Annotated in this window: 1 protein-coding gene; it reads right to left on the bottom strand. The window is 70.3% G+C overall.

Translation table 11 applies throughout. The features are described from left to right. Positions 1 to 195, bottom strand: a 195-nt coding sequence (locus C7H85_RS19435; protein WP_210433715.1) for a hypothetical protein, incomplete at its 3' end; no start/stop codon positions are given. Positions 196 to 212: the final 17 nt, after the last annotated feature.

Below are 212 nucleotides of genomic sequence, written 5' to 3'. Positions count from 1 at the left end.
GGCCAGGTCGACGCCGTCCGCCCCCGCGCTGTCGTTGGCGAACACGTCAATGGTGACCGGCTCGTTTTCATTCGCCTGGCCGGCACTGTCGTCCGCGGCGGTCGGACCGTCATCGTTGACCCGGATGGTCAGCGTCGCCGCCGGCGAAACGTCGCCGTCGTCGTCGGTCACCCGCACCGGGAACGGGTCCTGCACCTGGTCGTCGGTGCCGA

It is taken from the genome of Zobellella endophytica, assembly GCF_003012775.1.
GTDB classification, from domain to species: Bacteria; Pseudomonadota; Gammaproteobacteria; order Enterobacterales; family Aeromonadaceae; genus Oceanimonas; species Oceanimonas endophytica.
Note: the sequence above shows the minus strand (reverse complement) of the source record. Positions and strands in the feature narration are given on the sequence as shown.